The sequence below is a fragment of the Bradyrhizobium sp. FW305-F6 genome (assembly GCF_058782905.1).
In genome coordinates this window covers 2196503-2214660 of sequence record NZ_JBYSYD010000001.1, presented here as the reverse complement: position 1 = coordinate 2214660, position 18158 = coordinate 2196503, and the positions used below count along the sequence as shown (strand labels likewise).

At 65.9% G+C, this 18158-nt stretch carries 15 protein-coding genes; 5 read left to right on the top strand and 10 right to left on the bottom strand.

Translation table 11 applies throughout. From position 1 onward, the window contains the following. Positions 1–7 precede the first annotated feature (7 nt). From AC3WLX_RS10640 to AC3WLX_RS10625, 4 genes are read right to left on the bottom strand one after another with little or no spacing between them, the layout of a single operon-like run. The gene (locus tag AC3WLX_RS10640) at positions 8–751 is read right to left on the bottom strand and encodes an HAD family hydrolase (RefSeq protein WP_291628208.1); all 744 of its coding nucleotides are present in this window, start codon (positions 749–751) and stop codon (positions 8–10) included. Further along, positions 748–1635, bottom strand: a complete 888-nt coding sequence (hemF, locus tag AC3WLX_RS10635) for an oxygen-dependent coproporphyrinogen oxidase (protein ID WP_492335947.1) — start codon at positions 1633–1635, stop codon at positions 748–750. The genes AC3WLX_RS10640 and hemF overlap by 4 nt, the downstream gene beginning before the upstream one ends. A 20-nt stretch (positions 1636–1655) precedes the next feature. After that, a complete protein-coding gene (gene queE, locus AC3WLX_RS10630; RefSeq protein WP_492335797.1) occupies positions 1656–2288 on the bottom strand; it encodes a 7-carboxy-7-deazaguanine synthase in 633 nt (210 codons plus the stop codon). 25 nt (positions 2289–2313) lie between these two features. Next, complete coding sequence (locus AC3WLX_RS10625; protein ID WP_492335796.1) at positions 2314–2781, bottom strand: tRNA (cytidine(34)-2'-O)-methyltransferase; 468 nt, start codon at positions 2779–2781, stop codon at positions 2314–2316. Between the two features lie 277 nt (positions 2782–3058). On the opposite strand from AC3WLX_RS10625, the gene petA reads away from it, so the two are divergent. The 5 genes from petA to AC3WLX_RS10600 all read left to right on the top strand — a co-directional run bounded on the left by petA (position 3059) and on the right by AC3WLX_RS10600 (position 9682). Beyond that, the gene (petA, locus tag AC3WLX_RS10620; RefSeq protein ID WP_291628201.1) at positions 3059–3589 is read left to right on the top strand and encodes a ubiquinol-cytochrome c reductase iron-sulfur subunit; all 531 of its coding nucleotides are present in this window, start codon (positions 3059–3061) and stop codon (positions 3587–3589) included. 61 nt (positions 3590–3650) lie between these two features. Continuing rightward, the gene (gene fbcH, locus AC3WLX_RS10615; RefSeq protein ID WP_492335795.1) at positions 3651–5723 is read left to right on the top strand and encodes a cytochrome b/c1; all 2073 of its coding nucleotides are present in this window, start codon (positions 3651–3653) and stop codon (positions 5721–5723) included. Positions 5724–5937: 214 nt separating this feature from the next. Then, positions 5938–6612 (top strand): dienelactone hydrolase family protein, encoded by a 675-nt coding sequence (locus AC3WLX_RS10610; protein ID WP_492335794.1) that lies wholly within the window; start codon positions 5938–5940, stop codon positions 6610–6612. Positions 6613–6859: 247 nt separating this feature from the next. Continuing rightward, positions 6860–9025 (top strand): anthranilate synthase component I, encoded by a 2166-nt coding sequence (locus AC3WLX_RS10605; protein ID WP_492335793.1) that lies wholly within the window; start codon positions 6860–6862, stop codon positions 9023–9025. Positions 9026–9142: 117 nt separating this feature from the next. After that, positions 9143–9682 (top strand): adenine phosphoribosyltransferase, encoded by a 540-nt coding sequence (locus AC3WLX_RS10600; protein ID WP_018323310.1) that lies wholly within the window; start codon positions 9143–9145, stop codon positions 9680–9682. 236 nt (positions 9683–9918) lie between these two features. Here AC3WLX_RS10600 and AC3WLX_RS10595 read toward each other — a convergent pair whose 3' ends face one another. From AC3WLX_RS10595 to smc, 6 genes are all read right to left on the bottom strand, one after another. After that, a complete protein-coding gene (locus AC3WLX_RS10595; RefSeq protein WP_492335792.1) occupies positions 9919–10587 on the bottom strand; it encodes a hypothetical protein in 669 nt (222 codons plus the stop codon). Positions 10588–10649: 62 nt separating this feature from the next. Then, on the bottom strand, positions 10650–11402 hold the full coding sequence (locus AC3WLX_RS10590; RefSeq protein ID WP_131866245.1) for a P-loop NTPase family protein: 753 nt from the start codon (positions 11400–11402) through the stop codon (positions 10650–10652). 209 nt (positions 11403–11611) lie between these two features. Next, complete coding sequence (locus AC3WLX_RS10585; protein WP_492335791.1) at positions 11612–12823, bottom strand: M48 family metallopeptidase; 1212 nt, start codon at positions 12821–12823, stop codon at positions 11612–11614. A 33-nt stretch (positions 12824–12856) separates the two neighbouring features. Further along, the gene (locus tag AC3WLX_RS10580) at positions 12857–13417 is read right to left on the bottom strand and encodes a LemA family protein (RefSeq protein WP_492335790.1); all 561 of its coding nucleotides are present in this window, start codon (positions 13415–13417) and stop codon (positions 12857–12859) included. Between the two features lie 135 nt (positions 13418–13552). Further along, positions 13553–14530 (bottom strand): small ribosomal subunit Rsm22 family protein, encoded by a 978-nt coding sequence (locus AC3WLX_RS10575; protein WP_492335789.1) that lies wholly within the window; start codon positions 14528–14530, stop codon positions 13553–13555. Between the two features lie 113 nt (positions 14531–14643). After that, positions 14644–18108 (bottom strand): chromosome segregation protein SMC, encoded by a 3465-nt coding sequence (gene smc / locus AC3WLX_RS10570; RefSeq protein WP_492335788.1) that lies wholly within the window; start codon positions 18106–18108, stop codon positions 14644–14646. Positions 18109–18158 lie beyond the last annotated feature (50 nt).

Below are 18158 nucleotides of genomic sequence, written 5' to 3'. Positions count from 1 at the left end.
CGGCCGATTACGGCCGCTCGGGCACCAGCTCCGTCAACGAACGGATGATGCGGTCGGGCTTGATCGTCGAGCCCTCGGGCAGGCCTTCGCCATGCACGTCGATCCAGATCGCATAGATGCCGAGGCGCTGCGGCGTCACGACTTCCCATTCGAGATTGTCGCCGATCATCCAGGTGTCCTTAGGCGTGACGCCGAGCGCCTCCATCGCGTGCAGATAGGCGCGCTCCTCGGGCTTGCCGAAGCCGTGCTCGCCTTCGATCTGGATGTGGTCGAAGCGATGCGCCAGCTCGAAGCGTTCGACCTTGGCGCGCTGCATGTCGGCCGCGCCGTTGGTGACCAGCGCGAGCTTGATACCGAGCGCCTTGAACTGGTCGATCGCCTCATGCGCGCCGGGAAAGACGAACATCTCCTCCTCGCGATAGGCGGTGAAGCGGTCGGCGAGGCGAACGGCGAGATCGTCGGGCAGGGCGCGATGGCCGGCCGCAGCAAGCGCGGCAAAGCCGCCCTTCACCGTCAGGTGCCGCGCCTCGGCGAGCTTCATCCGCCATGCTGCTTCCGCATTGGCCCAGAAGTTTCGCGCGAAGGCCAGCACCGCGGTGGCGACCATGGGCGGCGGCAGGGGAGCCAGCTCCTCGGCGAATTCGGCCGCGATCGTGTTCCAGGCGATCTCGGGCCGGCCATAGGCCGACAGGATGGTGTCGTCCATGTCGATCAGCATCGCGCGCGGCAATGGCGGCAGCACGGCGTTCATGGCCACTTCACCTCCGGCGGCAGCGACGACAGGATCGAGTCCACATTCCCTCCGGTCTTGAGCCCGAAGATGGTGCCGCGGTCGTAGAGTAGGTTGAACTCGACATAGCGGCCGCGTCGGATCAATTGCTCCTCGCGATCCGCAGGCGTCCAGGCGCTGGCGAAGTTGCGGCGCACGAGCTCGGGATAGATGTCCAGGAAGGCGCGGCCGACATCCCCGGTGAAGGCGAAGTCGGCCTCCCAGTCGCCGCTGTCATGCCAGTCGTAGAAGATACCGCCGATGCCGCGCGCTTCCTTCCGGTGCGGCAGGTAGAAATATTCGTCGCACCATTTCTTGTACTTGTCGTAATCGGCAACGCCGCTGTGCAGGTTGCAGGCCCGTTTCATCGCCCCGTGGAAGGCAACGCTGTCGGGATCGTCCTGCGCCCGTCTCCGCTCCAGCACCGGCGTCAGGTCGGCGCCGCCGCCGAACCAGGCCTTGGTGGTGACGACGAAGCGGGTGTTCATGTGCACGGCGGGCACGTGCGGATTGCGCATATGCGCGATCAGCGAGATGCCGGAGGCCCAGAATTTTGGATCCTCCGCAGCGCCGGGGATCTGGGCACGGAATTCGGGGGCGAACTCGCCGTGCACCGTCGAGCAGTGCACGCCGACCTTCTCGAACAGCCGGCCCGACATCATCGACATCACGCCGCCGCCGCCGGGCGTGCCGCTGTGGTCGCTGCGCTGCCAGGGCGTGCGCCTGAAGCGGCCGGCCTCGCCCGGATAGAGGCTTTGCGGTGCGTCGTCTTCCAGACGCTCGAAGCTCGCGCAGATGTCGTCGCGCAAGGTCTCGAACCAGGCGCGGGCGCGGGCCTTGCGCTCTTCGATCGTCGTGACGTCCATTGGCATTCGCGGGTCGTGTCCTATCTGATGCCGAGCGATTTGTGGGTCTGCACGCTGAGACGCCATTGCGGGTGGCGCAGGCAGTACTCGATCGCGCGCGCGGTGTTCTCGATCACCTCGGGGCCGTCCATCGGCTGCAGCGAGAAGCGCTCGAAGGCGAGACCCTCGTAAGTCTCGGGCGCCGCCAGCGCCTGCGGATAGACCAGCTTCAGCTCGTGGCCCTGGCGCAGTACGAGCTCGCTGCCGCCCTTGGGGCTGACGCAGATCCAGTCGAGCCCATCAGGGGCTGCGATCGTGCCGTTGGTCTCGACGCCAATCTCGAAGCCTCGCGCGTGGAGCGCGTCGATCAGCGCGGTGTCGACCTGGAGCAGCGGCTCGCCGCCCGTAAGCACCACGTACCGATTGGCGTCGGTGGCGCGCCACTGCGCGGCGATGGTGTCGGCGAGTTCCGCGGCCGAGCTGTAGCGACCGCCAAGCGTGCCGTCGGTCCCGACGAAGTCCGTGTCGCAGAACTTGCAGGTCGCATCCCCGCGGTCCGCCTCGCGCCCGCTCCAGAGGTTGCAGCCGGCAAAGCGGCAGAACACGGAGGCGCGCCCCGCATGGGCGCCTTCGCCTTGCAGGGTCAGGAAGATTTCCTTGACCGCGTAACTCAAGCCTCTCTCCTCAATCCTTGGCTCTTCAATCCGTCGGGCCTTCGAGGTTCCGGATCTGCCGCAGCGCCTCGCCTGCGGCCATGGCCGCGCTCATGGCCACGTTGAGCGACCTCAGCTCCGCCTTGATCGGGATCACCAGGCGCGCATCGGCCGCCGCGACCACCGCGTCGGTGACCCCGGCGCTCTCGCGCCCGAATAGCAGGATGTCCGAGCTCTGGTAATGAAAATCGCGGTAGTCGGTGGCGGCCCTGGTCGTGAACAGCAGGAGCCGGTGGCCCTCGGCTTTCCGCCACTCCTCGAATTTCGTCCAGGAGTCATGGCGGGTCAGCCTGACATGGTCGAGGTAATCCATTCCCGCCCGGCGGAACAAGCGGTCCGAGATCGGAAACCCCGCCGGTTCGATGATGTGGGAGGCCAGCCCCAGGCAGGCGCAGAGGCGAAGAATCGTGCCGGTGTTCTGGGGGATGTCAGGCTGGAAGAGTGCGATCTGCATGGGTGGCGGCGAGTGGTTTGCGGACGCAAAATGTCTCAATAAAACATCGTCCGCCCGGGAATTCGTGCATTGCACGCTCCCACGCCGTTAGCGGGCTTGCGCTCGCCCGGCAAGGGTGCCAATAGAACGATTCTGGACTGCTGTTTCGCCCGTTTTGAGGTGAGAAAGCCAAGTTCTGCCGCCGCGGGGGGCCGCGGGCGCCGGCAGCCTTTCCGGGGACCTCTTGGCGCCCCTCGGAGCGGTTCCACCGGCAGCGCAAGAAGAAAGGGTTGGAATCGTGACGACAGCGTCTTCGGCGGACCATCCGACACGCCGTGATTTCTTATTCGTTGCAACGGGGGCGGCTGCAGCAGTAGGGGGCGCGGCTGCGCTCTGGCCCTTCATCTCCCAAATGAATCCGGATGCCTCGACCATCGCCGCCGGTGCGCCGATCGAGGTCGATCTCAGCCCGGTCGCCGAGGGGCAGGACATCAAGGTGTTCTGGCGCGGCAAGCCAATCTACATCAGCCACCGCACCAAGAAGCAGATCGAGGAAGCGCGCGCCGTCAACGTGGCGAGCCTGCCCGATCCGCAGACCGACGAGGCCCGGGTCAAGTCCGGCCACGAGCAGTGGCTGGTCGTGATCGGTATCTGCACCCATCTCGGCTGCATCCCGATCGCTCATGAAGGCAGCTACGACGGGTTCTTCTGCCCCTGCCATGGTTCGGTGTACGACACGTCCGGCCGCATTCGCCAGGGCCCTGCGCCCTCGAACCTGCCCGTGCCGCCGTATCAGTTCGTTTCCGACACCAAAATCCAGATCGGCTGAGCTTCGGACTTAGTCCGAAGCCTCGCGCCGTCTCGTCGTACTATTTCCTCAGGATCGCATCATGAGCGGACCATCCGACTACCAGCCGAGCAATCCGGCCCTGCAATGGATCGAGCGGCGCCTGCCGATCTTTGGTCTCATCCATTCCTCCTTCGTCGCCTATCCCACCCCGCGCAACCTGAACTATTGGTGGACCTTCGGCGCCATCCTGTCCTTCATGCTGGGGATGCAGATCCTGACCGGCGTGATCCTGGCGATGCATTACACGCCGAATGCCGATCTAGCCTTCAAGTCGGTCGAGCTGATCGTGCGCGACGTGAACTACGGCTGGCTGCTGCGCAACATGCACGCGGTCGGCGCCTCGATGTTCTTCGTCGCCGTCTACGTCCACATGTTCCGCGGCCTGTACTACGGGTCCTACAAGGAGCCGCGCGAGGTGCTGTGGATCCTCGGCGTCATCATCTACCTCCTGATGATGGCGACGGGTTTCATGGGCTACGTGCTGCCCTGGGGCCAGATGAGCTTCTGGGGTGCCACCGTCATCACCAACCTGTTCTCCGCCATTCCCTATGTCGGCGAGAGCATCGTGACGCTGCTGTGGGGCGGCTATGCGGTCGGCAACCCGACTCTGAACCGCTTCTTCTCGCTGCACTATCTGCTGCCGTTCGTGATCGCCGGCGTCGTCGTGCTGCACGTCTGGGCGCTGCACGTCGCCGGCCAGAACAACCCTGACGGCGTCGAGCCAAAGACAGAAAAGGACACGGTGCCGTTCACGCCGCATGCCACCATCAAGGACATGTTCGGCGTCGTCTGCTTCATGCTGCTGTACTCCTGGTTCATCTTCTACATGCCGAACTATCTCGGCGATGCCGACAACTACATTCCGGCGAACCCGGGCGTGACACCGCCGCACATCGTGCCGGAATGGTATTATCTGCCGTTCTACGCGATCCTGCGCTCGATTCCCGACAAGCTCGCGGGCGTCATCGCGATGTTCGGGGCGATCATCATCCTGTGCTTCCTGCCCTGGCTCGACACTGCCAAGACCAGGTCGTCGAAGTACCGTCCGCTGGCCAAGCAGTTCTTCTGGATCTTCGTCGCGGTCTGCATTCTGCTCGGCTATCTCGGCGCACAGCCGCCGGAAGGCATCTACGTCATCGCCGGCCGCATCCTGACGTTCTGCTACTTCGCCTACTTCCTGATCGTGCTGCCGCTGCTCGCCCGCATCGAGAAGCCGCGGCCGGTGCCGAACTCGATCTCGGATGCCGTGCTGGCCAAGACCGGGAGCCGGTCGACTCCGATGGTCTCGACCGCGATCGTGCTGGCGCTCGCCGGTTCGTTGTTTGCGGGCTCGATGGACAGCGCAAAAGCGGCCGAAGGCGCCGACAAGCCTCCGGGCAACAAATGGTCCTTCGCCGGGCCGTTCGGCAAGTTCGATCGCGGCGCCTTGCAGCGCGGCCTGAAGGTCTACAAGGAGGTCTGCGCCAGCTGCCACGGCCTGTCCTTTGTCGCATTCCGCAATCTCGCCGAGCCCGGCGGGCCAGGCTATTCGGTCGCGCAGGCCGCGGCGTTTGCGTCGGAGTACAAGGTCAAGGACGGTCCGAACGATGCCGGTGACATGTTCGAGCGTCCGGGCCGGCCGGCGGATTATTTCCCCTCGCCATTTCCGAACGAGCAGGCTGCGCGCGCGGCGAACGGCGGTGCGGCACCGCCCGACTTGTCCCTGATTACCAAGGCGCGCTCCTACAAGCGCGGCTTCCCCTGGTTCATCTTCGACGCCTTCACCCAATACCAGGAGCAGGGGCCTGACTACGTTGCCGCGTTGCTCCAGGGCTATGAGGACAAGGTGCCGGAGGGCGTCACCATTCCGGAGGGATCCTACTACAACAAGTACTTCCCCGGCCACGCCATCAAGATGCCGAAGCCGATCAGCGACGGCCAGGTGACCTATGACGACGGCGCGCCGACGACGGTCGCGCAGTACGCCAAGGACGTTACCACCTTCCTGATGTGGACCGCAGAACCGCACATGGAAGCGCGCAAGACGCTCGGCTTCCAGGTGTTCGTGTTCCTGATCCTGTTCGCGGGTCTGATGTATTTCACCAAGAAGAAGGTCTGGGCCGACTCGCACTGAGCGGCGAAAGACGAGGCGAGATGAAGAGCCCCCGCGAGGGGGCTTTTTTCTTGGGTGTCATTCCGGGGCGCGCGAAAGCGCGAATCCGGAATCTCGAGATTCCGGGTTCGGTGCTGCGCACCGTCGCGGAATGACGAGAGTGTGGATTGCGCCGCGCGCTCGCACCCGCCAAGATACCGCCAACCGCTCCCCCAGAAACGCGTCGGAGGACACCATGGGAACCAGCATCACCTTCAAGCGACCGGACGGCAAGGACGCCTCGGGCTATCTCGCCAATGCCGCGCGCGGCAACGCGCCGGGGGTGGTCGTGATCCAGGAATGGTGGGGCCTGTCGGACCAGATCAAGGGCCTGTGCGATCGCTTCGCGCTCGCTGGCTTCGATGCGCTGGCGCCCGACCTCTACAAGGGCAAGGTGGTGCCGTATCACGACACGGACAGCGCCAACAAGGAGATGAACTCGCTCGACTTCATGGACGCCACCACGCAGACCGTGCGCGGCGCCACGCAATATCTGTCGCGTAACGGCGCCAAGGTCGGGCTGACGGGCTTCTGCCTCGGCGGCGCCGTGACCATCATCGGCGCCACCAAGATCCCGGAGCTCGCGGCCGGCGTCGTGTTCTACGGCATCCCGCCCGAGCAGGCGGCCAAGCCCGCCGACGTCAGGATCCCGCTCCAGGCCCATTTCGCCAACAAGGACGATTGGTGCACGCCGGAATTGGTCAACGGCTTCGAGAAGGCCATGAAGGCCGCCGGCAAGTCGCTCGAGCTGTTCCGCTATGACGCCGAGCACGCCTTCGTCAACGAGCAGCGCCAGGCCGTGCACGACCGCGAAGCCGCCGAGCTCGCGTGGGGCAGGGCGACGGAATTTTTCCGGAAGCATCTGGGGTAGGGGCGGATCGAGGCGGGTGCGTGTCCGATGCAGAGTTGGCCGCACCCTTGACGCCGTCCCCTCGCCATGGTGAGTATCCGCCCATGAGAACCGTAGCCTGCCCAGCCCGTCTTTGGTGGCGCACCTCCTGACGAGGTGGCCGGTGCGATTTTCCTTTCCCAAATCGTCTGAGGTCGCCAGCACAGCGCGGCGGCCTTCTCGTTTGTCCTGTGTGGCGTTCCCTCGGCAAGTTTCGTAAGAGGACGACATGAACAGGACCGTCTTTGCCCTTCCGGCCCGAAGCGACTATCTGACCCGCGCGGGTCTGGCGATCACGCGCGTGGCGGAGCAGTTCACCGGTGGCGCCAACAGGCTCGACGATCTCGTCAGCCTGCTCGACCGCCGCCGCGGCGTGGTGCTGTCCTCGGGCACGACCGTCCCCGGCCGCTACGAGAGTTTTGACCTCGGCTTCTCCGATCCGCCGCTCAAGCTCGAGACGGTTGGCGTCAATTTCACGCTGGAAGCCTTGAACGCACGCGGAGAGGTGCTGATCGCCTTCCTCGGCGACGTCCTGCGCGAGCCCTGCGTCGTCATCTCCGAGAAGACGGTGACGCGCCTGGCCGGCCACATCATCCGCGGCGATGCGCCCGTGGAGGAAGACCAGCGCACGCGGCGCGCCAGCGTGATGTCGCTGGTGCGCGATCTCGTCGGCGCCTTCTCCGCCGGTGACGACGGGCTGCTCGGCCTGTTCGGCGCCTTTGCCTACGACCTCGTGTTCCAGATCGAGGACCTCGTGCAGAAGCGCCCGCGCGAGGCCGACCAGCGCGATATCGTGCTCTACGTGCCCGATCGCCTGCTGGCCTATGACCGCGCCACCGGCCGCGGCGTCGTGCTCTCTTACGACTTCGCCTGGAAAGGCAAGTCCACCGAGGACCTGCCGCGCGAGACCGCCGACAGCCCCTATATGAAGACGCCGCGCCAGGGCTTTGCCGATCATGCGCCCGGCGAATACCAGGCCACAGTCGAGACCGCGCGCGCGGCGTTTGCGCGGGGCGATCTGTTCGAAGCCGTGCCGGGCCAGCTCTTCGCCGAGCCCTGCGAACGGTCGCCGGCCGAAGTCTTCCAGCGCCTCTGCGTCATCAATCCGTCGCCCTATGGCGCGCTGATGAATCTCGGCAAGGGCGAATTTCTGGTCTCGGCTTCGCCGGAGATGTTCGTGCGCTCGGACGGCCGCCGGGTAGAGACCTGCCCGATCTCGGGCACGATCGCGCGCGGCAGGGATGCGATCGGTGATGCCGAACAGATCCGCCAGCTCCTGAACTCGGAGAAGGACGAGTTCGAGCTCAACATGTGCACCGACGTCGACCGTAACGACAAGGCGCGCGTCTGCGTGCCCGGCACCATCAAGGTGCTGGCGCGGCGGCAGATCGAGACCTACTCGAAGCTGTTCCACACCGTCGATCACGTCGAAGGCATGCTGCGCCCCGGCTTCGATGCGCTGGATGCCTTCCTCACCCATGCCTGGGCCGTCACCGTCACGGGTGCACCGAAGCTCTGGGCGATGCAGTTCGTCGAGGATCACGAACGTTCGCCCCGGCGCTGGTACGCGGGTGCGATCGGCGCGGTGAATTTCGACGGCAGCATCAACACCGGCCTCACCATCCGCACCATCCGCATGAAGGACGGCCTCGCCGAGGTGCGCGTCGGCGCCACCTGCCTGTTTGATTCAGATCCGGCCGCGGAAGACCGCGAGTGCCAGGTCAAGGCTGCCGCGCTGTTCCAGGCGCTGCGCGGCGATCCGCCGAAGCCGCTCTCGACTTTTGCACCCGATGCCACCGGCTCTGGCAAGCAGGTGCTGCTGATCGACCACGACGACAGCTTCGTGCACATGCTCGCTGACTATTTCCGCCAGGTCGGCGCCAGCGTCACGGTGGTCCGCTATGTGCATGCGCTCGACATGCTCAAGCAGAGAACATGGGACTTGCTGGTGCTGTCGCCCGGTCCCGGCAGGCCTGAGGATTTCGGGATCAAGAAGACCATCGATGCGGCGCTGGAGAAAAAGCTCCCCGTGTTCGGCGTCTGCCTCGGCGTGCAGGCGATTGGCGAATATTTCGGCGGCGAACTCGGTCAGCTCAGCCATCCCGCCCACGGCCGCCCCTCGCGGGTGCAGGTGCGCGGCGGTCGCCTGATGCGCAACCTGCCGAACGAGATCGTCATCGGCCGCTATCACTCGCTCTATGTCGAGCGCGACAGCATGCCGGAGGTGTTGTCCGTCACCGCCAGCACCGAGGACGGCGTCGCCATGGCGCTGGAGCACAAGACCCTGCCGGTCGCCGGCGTGCAATTCCACCCGGAATCGCTGATGTCGCTCGGTGGCGAGGTGGGACTACGTATTGTCGAAAACGCGTTCCGGCTGGATGCGGGGGCGAATTGAGTGCATGCTCATCATGCTCGTCATTCCGGGGCGATGCGCAGCATCGAACCCGGAATCTCGAGATTCCGGGTTCGGCTCTGCGAGCCGCCCCGGAATGACAACAAAACGAGATAATCAATGACCTTTGACCACGACATCAAGGCCAGCGTCCGCACCATCCCGGACTATCCCAAGCCCGGGATCATGTTCCGCGACATCACCACCTTGCTCGCGGATGCCCGCGCGTTCCGCCGTGCCGTGGACGAACTCGTCAATCCCTGGGCCGGCAACAAGATCGACAAGGTGGCCGGCATGGAAGCGCGCGGCTTCATCATCGGCGGCGCTGTGGCGCATCAGCTCTCAGCCGGCTTCGTGCCGATCCGCAAGAAGGGCAAGCTGCCGCACACCACCGTGCGGATCGCTTACTCCCTGGAATACGGCATCGACGAGATGGAGATGCATGTCGACGCGATCCAGCCCGGCGAGCGCGTGATCCTGGTCGACGACCTCATCGCCACCGGCGGCACCGCGGAAGGCGCGGTGAAGCTCTTGCGCCAGATCGGCGCCAACGTCGTCGCCGCCTGCTTCATCATCGACCTGCCCGAGCTCGGCGGGGCCGCCAAGCTGCGCGCCATGGACGTGCCGGTGCGCACGCTGATGACGTTCGAAGGGCATTGAGCTGGGTTAGAACGTCGCTCGGGCTTGTCTCGCTTGGATGGCTGCCGACTCCAGCCGCGGTCCACCTCTCCCGTAGGGAGAGGTCGGATCGCATCGTAAGATGCGATCCGGGTGAGGGGTTGCGGTCTCAATAATCGCTGCGGCCCCTCACCCGGATTGCTCTGGACGATGCTTCGCATCGCCAAACGCTCTCCCCGTTGGGGAGAGGTAAACACCGAGTTCGCCGGCCGAGCACTCTACGACCGCTGCAATATCAGGGTGAGTTCCAGCTCCCGGAAGGCAATGTAATTGCGCCGGATCCATTGGTGTAACTCGGTCGAGGAGTCCTTCTCCTGGCGCAGGTAGCCGGTGAAGGAAAAATTCAGCCGGTCGATATAGGTCTTCAGGAAACCCGGCAGCGCGGGCAGGCGGAACAGCCGGCCGGCTCCCATCGCCGCGGGCAGCTCGCCGCGCACGACATATTCGTTGTCCACCGTGACCAAGTTCATTCGCGGGATCTGCCCGCGCAGCATCTCGTGGCCGCGGGCCGAGACGCGGTCGGTGTCGGCGACGAACAGGATCTGGGGTGCCACATGCCGGCGCGCCGCCTCCTTCAGCAGGCCGATCTCGTCGGTCATCTTGAAGAACTCGTCGAAGGCGTGGAAGCCGAGGTCGATGACCTTGGCAACACCGTCATCGACGATGACGCGGTCCATCAGCTGCATTTTGCCGTAGGTGTCGATCACGTCGGCGGTCTCGGTCACCTTCGGCAGGTAATCGAGCAGCGACGGCTCCTTCAGATTGACGTCGAACGCCGCGACGTTGCCGTTCTTGAGCAGAAGGAATTCCGTCAGCAGCCGCGCCAGCAAGGTCTTGCCGACCTGCGGGCGGGGCGAGCAGATGATGTAGACGGGTGTCGCGGGCATCGCCAGCTATTATCTGCGCCAACTCACCGCCCGATCCAGCCGTATCAGCCCGGCTTGCGCAACTATTTTTCGCTGTTGCGGGTCACCGGCTTCGAACCGACGATGTCGGTCAGGCGGATGCGGTCGAATTCGCTCCAGACATTGGCGAGCCAGTGCCGGACATAGCCGCGCAACACGAACGAATAGTTCGCGGCCTCGTCGTTGATGCCCTTGTTGGCGACGAATTTCAGGAACGGGACGGAGGACACCTCGACCTGCTCATAGGCCATTTCGTTGAGCTTGGGGATGGTCAGCTCGGTCGCGTCCTTGATGCGGTGGAAGTAGGAATTGTAGGTCGCCTGGTCCCACTGGAAGAACTGGGTGTCGTTGATGAAGTTCTTGACCAGGAAATATTTCGCGCCCCCCATGAAACCTGCGGTCTCGGCGATCTCCTCCAGCGAGGCAATCGAGGGGCCCAGGATGTGGAACACCGCGAAGGTGATCTGGCCGGCCTTGGCGGCGTCGAGGAAGCCGATGTCGCGCAGCGAGGCCAGCGCGGGCGAGAGCAGGCCGGCGCGGACGTCGATCACGGTGACCGAAGGGCTGACGGCATTGAGCGTATCGAAGATCTTCATCTGGTCGGCCGTCGTCGTCATATCGACGATTTCGGTGATATCAGGGTGGAAGCGCTTCAGGGTTCCGCGCGGCGACTCCGTGTCGAAGGCGCGCGTCGGCACGTTGTTGGCCGAGAAATAATCGAGCAGGGTGCGCGATACCGTGGTCTTGCCGACCCCGCCCTTGTCCGCGCCCACCACAACCACTGCCGGCTTTGCCATCGCTGTCCCCTAACGCGCGCCCCCGATCGCGATGTCGCAATCGGCCGGGCCCCAAATCGATGTCCCGAAAGACGTCCCGAGTCTGCTGTTGGGCGCGAACATGGCAGAAACAAGGGAGAATTCAATTCCGCAGGCCGCAGTTACGGCAATTCCCGAGGTTTTTCCCGGTCGTCGTGAAACCCGCCGCAAACCACGGCTGATTGGGTGGCTCAATGGCGGCCCCACGGTCCCATCGGGCTACCTGCGGAGGTTCCTGAAGGGTTTGGCGCGGGCACGGCCGGCGGATTACCCGGAGCGTCGGCGTCGCTCCATGGCCCGTGCCGCGGCGTCGGCAGGACATCCTGCGCATCACCCTGCGCCTCGACGTGCTCGGTCTCGTCGGTGGGATCCGGCAACGGGCCGGGATCGCGCCCGCCGGCGAACTTGACCAGCGCGTCGACCCTGGACTGCACGGAAGGATGGGTTGCGAACAGATCGGCAAAGCCCTCGCGGGGATTGTCGACGCAGAGCTCCATCACCGCCGAGGTCGCACCGGGAAGTTCGCCGCGGTTCTCGATCTTGCGCAGCGCCGAGATCATGGCGTCGGGGTCCTTCGTCAGCTCGACCGAGCCTGCATCGGCGAGATATTCGCGCGACCGCGACAGCGCGAGCTTGACCACCTGGGACAGCAGCCAGGCCACCACGATCAGCACGATCGCGATGACGACCACGATCACCGCGCCGCCGCCGGAGCTCTTGCTGTCGCTCGATGACGAGGACGAGCGCGACGACGAGGACGAGCCGGAGGACCACGAGCCGCCGGAGCCGGAGTTCCAATTGAGATTGGTGAACAGGCGGAAGAACAATTCGCCGAAGAAGCCGACCACGCCGGCGATGATGACGGCGACGACCATGAGCTGCACGTCGCCGTTCCTGATGTGGGTCAGCTCGTGGCCGAGCACGGCCTCGATCTCCCTGTCATCAAGCGCATCGAGCAGACCCGTGGTGACGGTGATGGAGTATTGCCCGGGATTGAGGCCGGCCGCGAACGCGTTCAGCGCTGGGCTCTCCATGATCTTCAGCTTCGGCATGGTGATACCGCGCGAGATGCAAAGGTTTTCCAGCAGATTGTAGAGCCGCGGCTGCTCCTGCCGGGTGACCGCGTGGCCCCCGGTCACGGCGTCGATCATCGACTGGTGGAAGAAATAAGCGATCACGGTCCAGGCCGCCGCCACGACCGTGGCGACAGGCGCTGCGACCTTCAGGTCCTGGAAGGCGTGGCTCAGATAGAAGGCGACGGTCCGGTTGCTGTCGATGAGGACTTCCGCGACGAGAGCGCCGGCAAAGACCAGCACGTAGACCAGCATGAACAAGCCGGCGAGCAGCAGCATCGAACGAAACCTGTTCGAGGCGATGTGCGTGTAGAGACCATACGCGGCCATGACGCGATGCCCTGCCGGCCTATCGGCTCAAGTTCAGAACTTCACCTGCGGCACCGCCTCCACCTCGGTGCGGCTGGCGCCGAGATCGAAGAAGTCCTTCTTGGTGAAGCCGAACATGCCGGCGAACAGGGCGGCAGGCAGCTGCTGGATGCCGGTATTGTATTCCTGGACCGCGTTGTTGAAGAAGCGGCGGCTCGCCGCGATCTTGTTTTCGAGGTCGGAGAGCTCGGATGCGAGCTGCTGGAAATTGGCGTTGGCCTTGAGGTCGGGATAGGCCTCCGAGAGTGCGATCAGCCGGCCGAGCGCGCCGGACAGCTGGTTCTCGGCCGCGGAGACCTGCGCCGGCCCCTGCGCCGACATCGCCGAGTTGCGCGCCTTGATGACGTCGTCGAGCGTGCCGCGCTCGTGCGAGGCGTAGCCCTTCACCGTCTCGACCAGGTTCGGGATCAGGTCGTGACGCTGCTTGAGTTGCACGTCGATGTCGGCAAAGGCCTGGCCGACGCGCTGGCTCAGCGCCACCAAGCGGTTGTAGGCGCTGAAGGCGAACAGCGCGAGGACGACGATGACGCCGAGAACGATCCAGCCGGTCGACATGGAGGACTCCTGAAGGGGGAAGAAGGTGCGGTAGGGTAGACCAAATTGATGCCGAACGAGAGCCCGCGCGCAAGAGAGGTAAGACTTGGTCGGACAAGGGACCGTGCTCGTTCAAGGCAAAAGCCTCGAACGAGGTTAACTTTCGGCAATGACGCCATCGCCCCAGCGCCAGCGCCGGGCACTTGCATAGGCGGTCCTGTCGCGGCGGGGCACCTTCGCGAGCCCAACACCGGTCTCCGTGCAGAGCTTTGCCGTGATCTCGGCCTTGCCGACATCCGGCGGCGCCAGCACGCGTGTGGCTCGCGCGGCAGGCGGTGTGCGGGTCAGGGCGACGTAGATGAAGCGCTCGTCCTCGAACGGCACCTCGGCGCCCTTGATCTGGCGGTGCGCCTGCGAGCGCGGCAGGCGCTGGGAGAAATGGCACCAGTCGGGCGCGGTGAGCGGGCAGGGCTTTTCGTGCGGGCACGGCGCGGCGACGTAGGCACCCGCTGCGATCAATTGCTGGCGCAGCGCGAGGATGCGCGCGTACCCGGCCGGCGTGCCGGGCTCGATCACGACCAGCGCGTGGCGCGCTTTCGCCCACATCGCCTCAGTGAGCGTGCGCTGCTCGGCCTCGCCGAGCTCGCCGATGACGTAGCTGGCGATGACGAGATCGGCTTGCGAAACCTCGGCAAGATTGCCCGCGGCATCTCCGGGTAGATTGCGGCATTCCGCAAGCCGCGTGCTGTCCCGTGCGAGTTCGAGTGCGAGCCGACTCAGCGTGGCGTTGGCATCGAGCAGCGTGAAATCCTGGAGCGACGGAAACGCTTCCGCGGCAGCCCAGCTCGCAGTGCCCGGGCCGGCGCCGACGTCGAGCAGCGTTTCCGGGGCAAGGCTCGGCGCGATCTCGGTCAGCGCATTGAGACTGGCCGCCACCGCCGCGTAGGTCGCCGGCATGCGCGCGAGCGCATAAGCGAGCGCGTCGGCTTCGGACTTGATCGTGCCAGAGGTGCCGCCTGCGCGGTAGGTCGTCGAGATCTTCTGCGAGCGCTGAGCCGCGTCGCTGCGCGAGAAACCGTGCAGCTTGCTGTCGAGAGCCGCTTTCAACTCGGGGGGGAGGGTGGGGGCGATCATTGATCAACCCCACGTCATTCCGGGGCTCGCGAAGCGCGAACCCGGAAGTTCGAGATTGCAGCGCGAGATTCCGGGTTCGATGCTGCGCATCGCCCCGGAATGACGGCTCAAGATCACGCCACGTTCTGGTCGAGAATGTCCACGGCCTCGGCGAGACTCACCGACACCAGCTGCGACACGCCGCGCTCGGCCATGGTGACGCCGAACAGGCGGTTCATCCGGGCCATCGTGATCGGATTGTGCGTGATGATGATGAAGCGCGTGTCGGTCGAGCCGGTCATCTCGTGCAGGAGGTTGCAGTACCGCTCGACGTTGTGGTCGTCGAGCGGCGCGTCGACTTCGTCCAGCACGCAGATCGGCGACGGGTTGGTGAGGAACACCGCGAAGATCAGCGCCATCGCGGTCAGGGCCTGCTCGCCGCCCGAGAGCAGCGACAGTGTCTGCGGCTTCTTGCCCGGCGGCTTGGCGATGATTTCGAGGCCGGCTTCGAGCGGATCGTCGCTCTCGATCAGGTGCAGCGCGGCCTCGCCGCCGCCGAACAGCTCGACGAACAGGCGCTTGAAGTGGTTGTTGACGACCTCGAACGATGTCAGGAGCCGCTCGCGCGCTTCCTTGTTGAGGCTCTGGATGCCCTGGCGCAGCCGCTTGATGGCCTCGACGAGGTCGTCGCGCTCGGTGACCAGACCGTTGTGCTGGGTCTCGACCTCGCGCAGCTCCTCTTCGGCGCGCAGATTGACGGCGCCGAGGCGCTCGCGGTCGCGGCGCATCTTCTCGAGGTCCTCCTCGATGTCGTGCAGAGGCGGTAGCTCCGCGCCGGGCTCGAGCTCGGCGAGGCCGGCAACCGCCTGCGGCTCGACTTCGAGCATGTCGCGGATCTCGCGCTCGATGTCCTCGAGCCGGCGCCGCGCGCCTTCCATGCGCTCCTCGGCACGGGCGGTGGCCTCGCGGGCACTCGACAAGGCTTCGAGCGTCAGCTTGGCGACGCGGTCGGTCTCGGCCATCGCGGTTTCCGCGGAGGCGAGGGCGTCGGCGGCCATGCGGCGGTCGTTCTCGGCGTACTCGATCTCGGTGATCAGCGCACTGCGCTTCTCGGCGAACACGGCCGGCGCGTTCTCCAGTTCGCTGCGCTCGATCGTGAGCTCGGCGATGCGGGCCTGGATGGTGTCGATATGGGAGGCCGCGCTCTCCTTGCGGTTCTGCCACTCGGTGCGCTCGGCGAGGATCGCCTGCACGCGCCGGTCGGCAAGCTCGGCTTCGCGCGCCAGCGCCTGCGCCTCGGCGCGAACCTGGGCGGCCATGCGGCGGTGGCCTTCGATGTCGCTGCGGACGGCGGCGAGACGCGTCTCGGTGTCCTCGCTCGACGGCAGCTCGCCGATACCGGCCTGGGCGTATTCATAGGCGGCCTCGGCCTCGGCGCGGTCGGCGGCGAGGCGGCTGTGCGCTTCCGACAGTGTCGCCTTGCGCGCGGCATGGCGGCTGATCTCGCGCTCGGCATTGGCATGGCGCTCGCGCGCGACGTTCAGCTCGCGCTGCGCGGCCCGCCAGGCTTCGCGGCTGGCGCCTTCGGTGCTCGCCGCCATTTGCAGCTCCGACTCGGCGTTCTCCAGCGCCTGGCGCTTGATCTGCGCGTCGATGCGGGCCTGCTCCAGCTCGTTCTCGATGTCGACGAGACGGGCGCGTTCGGCCAGGCGCCGCGCGGCGCCGGTCGGGGCGTGCGCCGCGGCGACGAAGCCGTCCCAGCGCCAGACGTCGCCCTCGGGCGACACCAGCCGTTGGCCGGTCTTGAGCTGCGACACAAGCTCAGCACCGCGCTCGCGTGGCACCACGCCGATTTGCGCGAGGCGGCGCGCCAGTTCGGCCGGCGCCTGCACATGATTGGACAGCGGAACGGCGCCTTCGGGCAGCTCGGGATCGCCTTCGGTGTGGCCGACATTGGTCCAGCGCATCGGCGCCGACGGGTCGATCGGCGCGTCGAGGTCGTCGCCGAGCGCGGCGCCGATCGCCTTTTCAAAGCCTTTGTCGACGGTGATGCCGTCGATGATCGGCGGCCACAAATTCTTGGTCTCGCCGTTGACGATCTTGGAGATCGTGCGCGCCTCGGTCTCGAGCCGCTGCACGCGCTTGTCGGCCTCGACCAGCGGCGAGCGCGAGGATTCCAGGGTCTGGCGTGCGGCAACGTGAGCGGTTTCGCTCGCCTGCGCGGCAGCTTCGGACGCCGCCAGCGTCTCTTCCGCGGTCTCGACCAGCGCGGTCAGCTCGTCAAGATCGCCGAAGCCGCCAGTCGCCTCAGTGAGCTTCTGCTCTTCCGCCGCGACGTTCGCGATCTCCTGGTCGAGCCGGCCGAGCTTGTCGCGGTGGGTGCGGACGTTGGCCTCGAGCTGGTTGCGCTTGGCGGTGAGGTCGGCGAGCGCGGTGGTGAGCTCGGCAAACTGCTGCTCGGTCTCGGTCAGCACCGCCTCGGCCTCGGCGACGCGCTCGTCGACGCCGGAGCGCTTTTCGACACGCGACTTGATCTCTTCCTTCAGCTCGGCGTCTTCGGCGTCGAGCCGCTGCAGCGCGACGTCGGCATCCATGGTCTGCTGCTGGGCGCGGGAAATATCGCCCTCGAACTGGGCGAGGCGGCGCTCGAGCTCGGCGACGCGCTCCTTGGCGCGCTCTTCCTCACGGTCGAGCTGCTCGCGGGCATTGGTCAGGCGCTGCAGGCCGGCGGCGGCGCGCGCTTCCGCATCGCGCAGCGCCGGCATCTCGGCGGCGCGGATCGCCTGGATGCGGGCGGCTTCCGCCTGGTGCTGGGTGCGCTCCGCCATCTCGCGCACGGCGAGATCATGGGTCTGGCCGGATTCGTTGACGTCGGCATGGGCGCCGATCCAGCGCAGGTGGAACAGCGTGGCTTCGGCCTTGCGAACCTTGGCCGCGACCTCGCGGTAGCGCACGGCCTGGCGGGCTTGCTTCTTGAGGCCTTCCATCTGGCCGGAGAGCTGGCCGATCACGTCCTCGACGCGGGTGAGGTTGGTTTCGGCCGCCTTCAGCCGTAGCTCGGCTTCGTGGCGGCGGGCGTGCAGGCCGGCGACGCCCGCGGCGTCTTCCAGCACGCGGCGGCGCTGCTCGGGCTTGGCCTGGATGATCTCGCCGATCTTGCCCTGGTGGACGAGGGCGGGCGATCGCGCGCCGGTCGCGGCATCTGCGAACAGGATCTGCACGTCGCGGGCGCGCACGTCGCGGCCGTTGATGCGGTAGACCGAACCGGCCTCGCGCTCGATGCGACGGGAGATCTCGAGAAGCTGGCTGTCGTTCACCGCCGCCGGCGCGGTCCGATCGGCGTTGTCGATCGTCATCGTCACTTCGGCGTGGTTGCGCGCAGGACGATTGCCGGAGCCTGCGAAGATCACCGCGTCCATGTCGGCCGCGCGCAAGCTCTTGTAGGAGGTTTCACCCATCGCCCAGCGCAGCGCCTCGACGAGATTCGACTTGCCGCAGCCGTTGGGGCCGACCACGCCGGTCAAGCCGGGCTCGATGACGAAGTCCGTGGGCTCAACGAAGGACTTGAAGCCGTGTAGGCGCAGGCGGGTGATTTTCATAAAGCACGCATCTCTGTTGGCAGGCGCGAATCCCCTGCCGGGACAATACC

Bases quoted from the DNA above. Each gene is read 5' to 3' on its own strand.
- AC3WLX_RS10640 (WP_291628208.1), bottom strand. From the start codon at position 751: ATGAACGCCGTGCTGCCGCCATTGCCGCGCGCGATGCTGATCGACATG.
- hemF (WP_492335947.1), bottom strand. From the start codon at position 1,635: ATGGACGTCACGACGATCGAAGAGCGCAAGGCCCGCGCCCGCGCCTGG.
- AC3WLX_RS10625 (WP_492335796.1), bottom strand. From the start codon at position 2,781: ATGCAGATCGCACTCTTCCAGCCTGACATCCCCCAGAACACCGGCACG.
- fbcH (WP_492335795.1), top strand. From the start codon at position 3,651: ATGAGCGGACCATCCGACTACCAGCCGAGCAATCCGGCCCTGCAATGG.
- AC3WLX_RS10610 (WP_492335794.1), top strand. From the start codon at position 5,938: ATGGGAACCAGCATCACCTTCAAGCGACCGGACGGCAAGGACGCCTCG.
- AC3WLX_RS10605 (WP_492335793.1), top strand. From the start codon at position 6,860: ATGAACAGGACCGTCTTTGCCCTTCCGGCCCGAAGCGACTATCTGACC.
- AC3WLX_RS10600 (WP_018323310.1), top strand. From the start codon at position 9,143: ATGACCTTTGACCACGACATCAAGGCCAGCGTCCGCACCATCCCGGAC.
- AC3WLX_RS10595 (WP_492335792.1), bottom strand. From the start codon at position 10,587: ATGCCCGCGACACCCGTCTACATCATCTGCTCGCCCCGCCCGCAGGTC.
- AC3WLX_RS10590 (WP_131866245.1), bottom strand. From the start codon at position 11,402: ATGGCAAAGCCGGCAGTGGTTGTGGTGGGCGCGGACAAGGGCGGGGTC.
- AC3WLX_RS10585 (WP_492335791.1), bottom strand. From the start codon at position 12,823: ATGGCCGCGTATGGTCTCTACACGCACATCGCCTCGAACAGGTTTCGT.
- AC3WLX_RS10580 (WP_492335790.1), bottom strand. From the start codon at position 13,417: ATGTCGACCGGCTGGATCGTTCTCGGCGTCATCGTCGTCCTCGCGCTG.
- AC3WLX_RS10575 (WP_492335789.1), bottom strand. From the start codon at position 14,530: ATGATCGCCCCCACCCTCCCCCCCGAGTTGAAAGCGGCTCTCGACAGC.
- smc (WP_492335788.1), bottom strand. From the start codon at position 18,108: ATGAAAATCACCCGCCTGCGCCTACACGGCTTCAAGTCCTTCGTTGAG.